Here is a 6625-nt window from a genome sequence, read left to right on the forward strand (position 1 = left end):
GTACGCCAGCTTCTGCGCTGGGGTGAACGACCTTCGTGAGGTCGGCCCACCAGCTCGGGGTCCGGGACTACTCATAGGACTCTCGTCGCGCACGGCGATGAAAGACGGGCTGGACATGGTGATGATTCCTGATTCTCGCCCTACGTCACACGGCGGACTTGCTCTGAGGTACTGGCCTCACCCAACCCTGGCACGTAGGGTGCGACCAGGTAGGAACCATCACATACGAGCTATCAGACGTGCTGGGTGTGATCACGCCGGAATCCGTAACGCCCTCCGACAACCAGGGATCGACACACTCCGTGCACCTTGATCTCAATGACACAGATACCGACACGCTCAGCGAAGCTTCTCAGGAAGCGCTAGACAAGAACTTGGCGATTGTCCTCGATGGCCAGGTCCTCTCTGCACCGCTCGTGAAGGATGCCCTCAGCAGCAGCCCGTTAACATTGATGTTCGAGACTGCATCCGAGGCCGAGCAGGTCGCCGCAGACCTGATGGCTACGACAACTCCTTGACCTCCCCCAATCGACCTCGACTCCGGGATTCGACGGCACGCCATTTACCGCTTCCACCTTCTAGACGCACGGAAATCAACTCGTACCGCTGCGGCCGACGCCTCGACTAGCCCGCGGGGGGAACCTCATACGGGAATTGAACTGTGTCGAGACACCATTCTCCATTTGTCCTGGCCGTCACAGGGCACGCGACGCTCTCTGCGCCCGTCGGATAAATCCACGGTGACCGAGTTTCACAGCGGTGTACGTCAAGGGCCCCTATTCCGGCGGTTATCCCAGCGGCGCCGAGCCAAAATGTAGGAAGTCGGGACTCGTGTAATCAACAATTGTGACGCTGTGAATCTCGTTCATGAAGTTGCTGCCAGGAATCTCAACTTCCTGCGGACTGGCTGATGCCATGACGGGGGCGATTTCATAACTGAGACCAACATCGGTCGTCCAAGCTCCATCGGCGTTGGTGACCAGGTCGCCTTCATTGAGATAGAGCCTCAGGTTCGGCGAGGTTCCTGTACTGAAGTCGGTGAGAGTCGCCTTGATCGTGCCGTCACTGTGGCGCGCGATCTCGACAGAGCCAACCGTTTCAGTCCATTGAGTCACGAATTGCCCGGTGAGCGGGAGTTGCTGCTCGAACGCGCTCATTTGGGGTGAGTCGTTTTGGTTTGCCTCAGCTGGCGTCGCCACAGGCACCGGCGCGGACGGCGCAGACGACGGAGCGTGAGAGTCAACGCTCGGGAGTGGGGCGCTGACGCATCCACTAGAGCACAGCACGAACGCCCCAGCGAGTGCAAATATTGAGATCTGACGAATATCGAAGCGCATACGCTCGAACCTAACAGTCAGCTGATCGTAGCTGCGGCATCAGGCTTCGGCTACCGGCATCGTACCCACGCGGTGATCCCCGCTGGCCGTCGTGAATAGAGCAAAGGGCCAGCGCGCCGTTGACCGCTGCGTTTTGGTCGACACAAGGAGACATTGAACGGCGAATATCAATCATGTGGCGCGGAGGATGCGACGAGAGCAACGAGCGGCAGGGCAGAGAGCACACGTTTCACATCAATTTTCGACAGCGGCGCGGTCTGTCCAAGGCGGAGACAGCTCGTTTTGCACCCTCTCGTTAGGGGGACGACCACCGAAAAGCCCGAACACGCAGGGAATACCAACAGTTCCTCGGAGGGTTTCGCGACACTCCATGCCCGTATAACCCGCCTGAGAAAATGCCCGGTGAAGGGGGGCATCCGGGACGGAAGGTCACCACCCCGAAGACGACTCTCGGCGCGTCACCTCGAGGAAGTTATCACGCAAATTCCGATTGCTTCACCCGCGAACATAGTCGAGCTTCACGCACCGAGTGCGGAAATTCTTCGATACGAAGTGGCACGCGACATGCTCAAATCTCGCGCGACCTGCGTGGCGGATTCGCCCGCGTTGACCAGGCGCCGGGCATTGAGGATTTGGCTTTCGGTGAACTGTGGGCGGCGGCGGCCGAGATCCTTGCTGGCCGCGCGACGCTTATTGACACTATCGACGATGCGTTCGCGTTTGATGGCCAGTTCCATCTCGGCCAACGCGGCCATAACCGTGAACACCATGCCGCCCATCGGTGTGCTCGTGTCCACGTCTCCCCCGCCCAGGTTTAAAACGCGAAGCGCGGCACCGCGCGTGCGCAGCGCTTCCGCGAGCTCCAGCATGTTGGCTGTCGACCGNGCTTCCGCGAGCTCCAGCATGTTGGCTGTCGACCGGCCCAAACGGTCAAGCGTCGTGACAACGAGAGTGTCGCTACCCTCAAGGGCGTCTAGGGCCGTGTCAAACTCCGGTCGTCGTGCCCGCCCGCCACTTACACCGCGATCAACATAGACGTCGTCGCGACGAACGCCTGCGGCGATCAGATCGCTGACTTGCCTGTCCGTCGTCTGACTCTTGGTCGAGACCCTCGCGTACCCGATCAGCTTCGTCATTGACGCCTCCCGATGTCTCGCAACCGTCCTGGCCTACCAGAATGGTAGTGGACGGTAGAAACACACGTTGTGAGACACGCCTCCCAATCGGCAGCCATCGGCCGACGATGCTCATAGCCCAGTCGTTGAAAGGGACGTGGTCCATGCCGCTCCGCACGTTTAAGCCCCGTTGACCTGTCTCGTCAAAGTGTCTCAATTCCCACCGGATACGAGACGGAGCATACCCCTGTGTCCTCATTTGGCGTTTGTTCGGGATGGGTACGAGATGATGCACGCGTATAAGCACGCCGCGAAACCCGGCCAGCCCACGTGAACTGGAAATCAAAGCCGATCCCGCGGAGACGTGTAATCCCCGTGACCCGAAGGTGATCTAGGTCATCCCACATGTCTCGAACTCAGTCACGCGCAACCTCTACGGGCACCCGAGCACGGTGGATATTCTCGAGTAAACAGTGGATAAACAATGGGTGCATCAAGTCACATCTCAACAATGGGGTCGGGAAACACTTGATCATGCGGAATTCGACTATCGTGTCTGAGACCTGAACCCAGAACCGACGCGAAATACGCCGATTTAGACCTATTCATGGGCGCACGAAAAGTCTGATCAACGGCGGTTTTAGAGAGATGGCCGAGATTTGAACCCGGGACCGAAGTTCTCATCATCAAATCTCGACGATTTTGGCCGAATTAAAACTCTGATCAGATTCAAATTACAGCATGGCGGCCGGGACTTGAACCCGGGACCGACGGTTTGCGCCGAGTCCTTTTCTACGGAGATCACGTGCGAACTCAAGCCTCGGTTGAGCTCGACTAATCTCGGTCTGATCAGGAGCCTCTTGTGTGAGATGTCGTCACCATTATCTCAACATCTCGGCCGGACTCGGTGGGTCTTGGAGCAATAAACATTGAATATAAGTGTGTAAGTCAAGCCACCATATACTTGTGTGGTTCGCCGCACAGATGCGTTCTCCAACAGGTGAGCCCAGGCGAGCGCAGATACCGGCAGAACCCCCGCGACGATGATTCGCGCCACCCATCACCCTCGTTGATTCTATAACGCATGGGTGATGTCAAACAGGTGAATTGAGGGTGGCTGCGTTGGCCGCGGCAGGGTCAGGCGGCTAACTCCACGTCGATATAAGCTCTGTGAAAGCCCGGCTGGCTGCGCTCATGTATGCACCCTGTCTTCGGAGCAGGGCTGCGGTGCGGTGTGGAATGGCGGGCAGTACGGCAACAGGGTTGAGCCCGTGCTGTTCGCGGGCAATGGCTTCGGGCAGCATGGTGGCGAGCTGGCCACGACGAATGATTTCCATGATCGCGCTGACAGAGTTGACTTCGATCGCGATGCGCGGGGCAACTCCGTGTTCCCGAAAGTGCAGGTCGATGTGGCGCCGCGTCGCAAAGTCGCTACTGAGCAACACGAGCTCCTGTTGTTCCAACTCCCGTAGGGTCATGGGTGCCTGCTGTGCGGCGCGGGGGTGGTTGTTGCCGACAACCAAGCCGAGCTTTTCGACGAACAATTCCTGGGCCTCGATCTCGGACGAACGCACCTCGGCAAATGCGATGCCTAGATCGAGGGTGTCCTCGGCCAGTGCCACCTCGATGCGGTCCTGGGTCATCTCCTGCAGGCTCAATGTGATGCCGGGATAGCGGGTGCCGAAGCGTTCGACCAGTGGACCGATTAGGTATGCGGTGAACGTGGGCGTCATCGCCAACCGGAGCGATCCACGGCTCAGGTCCTCCACGTCGTGGATGGCCCGGGTTCCTGCGTCAAGGTCCCGCAGGGCGCGGCGGGTATAGCGCAAGAAGGTCTCGCCAGCGTCTGTCAGCCGCACGGTCCGTCCGGAGCGGTCCAAGAGCTGGACGTGCAACGAGTTCTCCAGTTGTTTGATCTGTTGCGACAGCGTCGGTTGGGAGACATGGAGCGCCTCGGCCGCGCGAGTGAAGTTTTGATGTTCCGCGACCGCGGCCAGGTAACGAATGTGGCGCAATATCATGATTCTCTAACTATAGAAATTACTTATTGAATCTATCATAAAGAGGTCTTGGACACTATAGAGACTGTCCGTCATCCTTGACTCATCCCAAAACCGTCGAGGAGGCAGCCCATGCACGACATCATTGAAGGCTTTCTGAAATTCCAACGAGAGGCCTTTCCTGCGCGTTCCGAACTCTTCAAAAAGCTGGCCACCGCCCAGAACCCGAAGGCCTTGTTCATTGCTTGCTCGGATAGCCGGGTCGTGCCAGAGCTGCTGACCCAACAGGAACCGGGTGACCTGTTCGTGATCCGCAACGCCGGCAACATAGTGCCCGCCTACGGCCCGGAGCCCGGTGGTGTCTCCGCGACAGTCGAGTACGCGGTCGCCGTCCTGGGCGTCACGGACATCATCATCTGTGGCCATTCCGACTGTGGAGCGATGACTGCCATCTCGACCAACATGAACCTGGACCACTTGCCGGCTGTGGCCAACTGGCTTGCCCGCGCCGACGCGGCGAAGGCCGTCAACGCTGCCCGCACCCACGGATCGGCCCGGGAGTCGTTGAAGGCCATGGTCCGCGGCAACGTCATCGCCCAGTTGACCAACATCAGGACCCATCCCTCCGTCGCCTTGGCTCTGGATCAGAACCGGCTAAACCTCCACGGCTGGGTCTACGACATCGAAACCGGCTGCATGGACACCCTGCACGGTGGCACCGGCCATTTTGTCCCACTTGCGGGCAATACGCAGGATTATGCCACGCCAGCCGTCTCCGGCCTGGCCGCCTAACCACCCCCTATCACCAAAAGAAAAGGAAAACACCATGATTCATTCCCAGAACACCCAGGCTCCGCGCGAGGAACTGACCGCCGCCATCATCGACGCCAAGATGCGCAAGGACCTCTCCTGGCAGGAACTGACCGATGGCACTGGCCTGAGCCTTGTCTTCGTCACCGCCGCCCTGCTCGGTCAGCATCCGCTGCCCGAAGCCGCTGCGGAAATCGTCGCTGAGCGGCTGGGTCTGGGCAAGGACGCCGCAATGCTGCTGCAGACAATTCCGCTGCGCGGCAGCAACCCCGGCGGTATCCCGACCGACCCCACCGTTTACCGGTTTTACGAAATGATGCAGGTCTACGGTTCCACTTTGAAGGCCCTGGTCCACGAACAGTTCGGTGACGGCATCATCAGCGCCATCAACTTCAAACTAGACATCAAGAAAGTTGAAGACCCCGACGGCGGCTCACGTGCCGTGATCACCCTCGACGGAAAATATTTGCCCACCAAACCCTTCTGAACCCGGCTTGGCGGCGGCCTCTCGATCGGGGCCGTCGCCTATCCCCTGTAACAGCCTCGTGGGCAAGAACCAATCATGTACTCCGCCCGACGAACCTGCCGGGGGGCCCGCGTCCGTCGATACGCAGATTGTGGATCGTCTGCGCCTGCACGCCTAGATACTCGGCGAGCCCGCTCGCCGTCGATACGGGCTCAAGACCCAGCCCGAAGGCGTTTCACTGTTTATAACCCGAAGGTGCTCGAAATCATCCCAGATAACTCGAACCGGTAGTACTGAGCTGCCGCGGGCATTTCGGACAGCGGAATTAGTGGATTCTTCTACGCTGCCAATCCTGGCTGCTGATGACCATAGTGGACTTCGTTAGGCCTGCGGTAACCGAGCGCGGAGTGCCGGCGTCGACTGTTGTAAAACCCTTCGATATAGCGGATGACATCGCTGCGGGCTTGTGATTTCGTGGCATATGCGGTGCGGTAAACACGCTCGTTCTTGAGCATCGAGAAAAAACTTTCGGCCATGCTGTTGTCCCAACCCACGCCCGTGCGGCCCATCGACAACCGCATCCCCAGGCCGGTCACCAGAGCCCGAAATTCGGCCGAGGTGTAGACGCTGCCGCGGTCGGAGTGCCAGACCGCGTCAGGCTCGATCAGGGTCGTTGCGGCGGCGTTGCAGAGGGCGTCTGCGACGAGTTCGGTGCGCATGTGATCGGCGATGGACCAGCCGACGACCTTCTTCGAATAGCAGTCAATGACGGTCGCCAGATAAATGAATCCTTGCCAGGAGTGAATGTAGGTAATATCCTATGCCGACCTTGGGGCTATGCCGATGTTGGTTGTAATGGTGCTGGTCAGATTTGATTTTCGGGGTTGAGATGTCGGC

6 protein-coding genes and 1 pseudogene are annotated in these 6625 nt (G+C 59.0%); 3 read left to right on the forward strand and 4 right to left on the reverse strand.

The genetic code is table 11. The features are described 5' to 3' along the window. Positions 1-239 precede the first annotated feature (239 nt). The gene (locus CXY70_RS00080; protein WP_104190390.1) at positions 240-518 is read left to right on the forward strand and encodes a hypothetical protein; all 279 of its coding nucleotides are present in this window, start codon (positions 240-242) and stop codon (positions 516-518) included. 270 nt (positions 519-788) lie between these two features. Here the strand turns inward: CXY70_RS00080 and CXY70_RS00085 are convergent, their stop codons facing one another. The 3 genes from CXY70_RS00085 to cynR all read right to left on the reverse strand — a co-directional run bounded on the left by CXY70_RS00085 (position 789) and on the right by cynR (position 4473). Beyond that, on the reverse strand, positions 789-1157 hold the full coding sequence (locus CXY70_RS00085) for a hypothetical protein (protein WP_104190391.1): 369 nt from the start codon (positions 1155-1157) through the stop codon (positions 789-791). Positions 1158-1855: 698 nt separating this feature from the next. Continuing rightward, complete coding sequence (locus CXY70_RS00090; RefSeq protein WP_104190392.1) at positions 1856-2473, reverse strand: recombinase family protein; 618 nt, start codon at positions 2471-2473, stop codon at positions 1856-1858. Between the two features lie 1124 nt (positions 2474-3597). After that, positions 3598-4473 (reverse strand): transcriptional regulator CynR, encoded by an 876-nt coding sequence (cynR, locus tag CXY70_RS00095; RefSeq protein WP_104190393.1) that lies wholly within the window; start codon positions 4471-4473, stop codon positions 3598-3600. Between the two features lie 111 nt (positions 4474-4584). Here cynR and CXY70_RS00100 point away from each other — a divergent pair, with 111 nt between their 5' ends. Further along, on the forward strand, positions 4585-5244 hold the full coding sequence (locus tag CXY70_RS00100; RefSeq protein ID WP_104190394.1) for a carbonic anhydrase: 660 nt from the start codon (positions 4585-4587) through the stop codon (positions 5242-5244). Between the two features lie 34 nt (positions 5245-5278). Next, positions 5279-5749: a cyanase gene (gene cynS, locus CXY70_RS00105; RefSeq protein ID WP_104190395.1), complete on the forward strand. Its 471-nt coding sequence runs from the start codon at positions 5279-5281 to the stop codon at positions 5747-5749. A 317-nt stretch (positions 5750-6066) separates the two neighbouring features. On the opposite strand, the pseudogene CXY70_RS00110 reads toward cynS, so the two are convergent. After that, positions 6067-6546 (reverse strand): annotated as a pseudogene (locus CXY70_RS00110) (IS3 family transposase); the annotation flags it as partial. Positions 6547-6625 lie beyond the last annotated feature (79 nt).

Source organism: Cryobacterium sp. Y82 (assembly GCF_002929495.1).
GTDB classification, from domain to species: domain Bacteria; phylum Actinomycetota; class Actinomycetes; order Actinomycetales; family Microbacteriaceae; genus Cryobacterium; species Cryobacterium serini.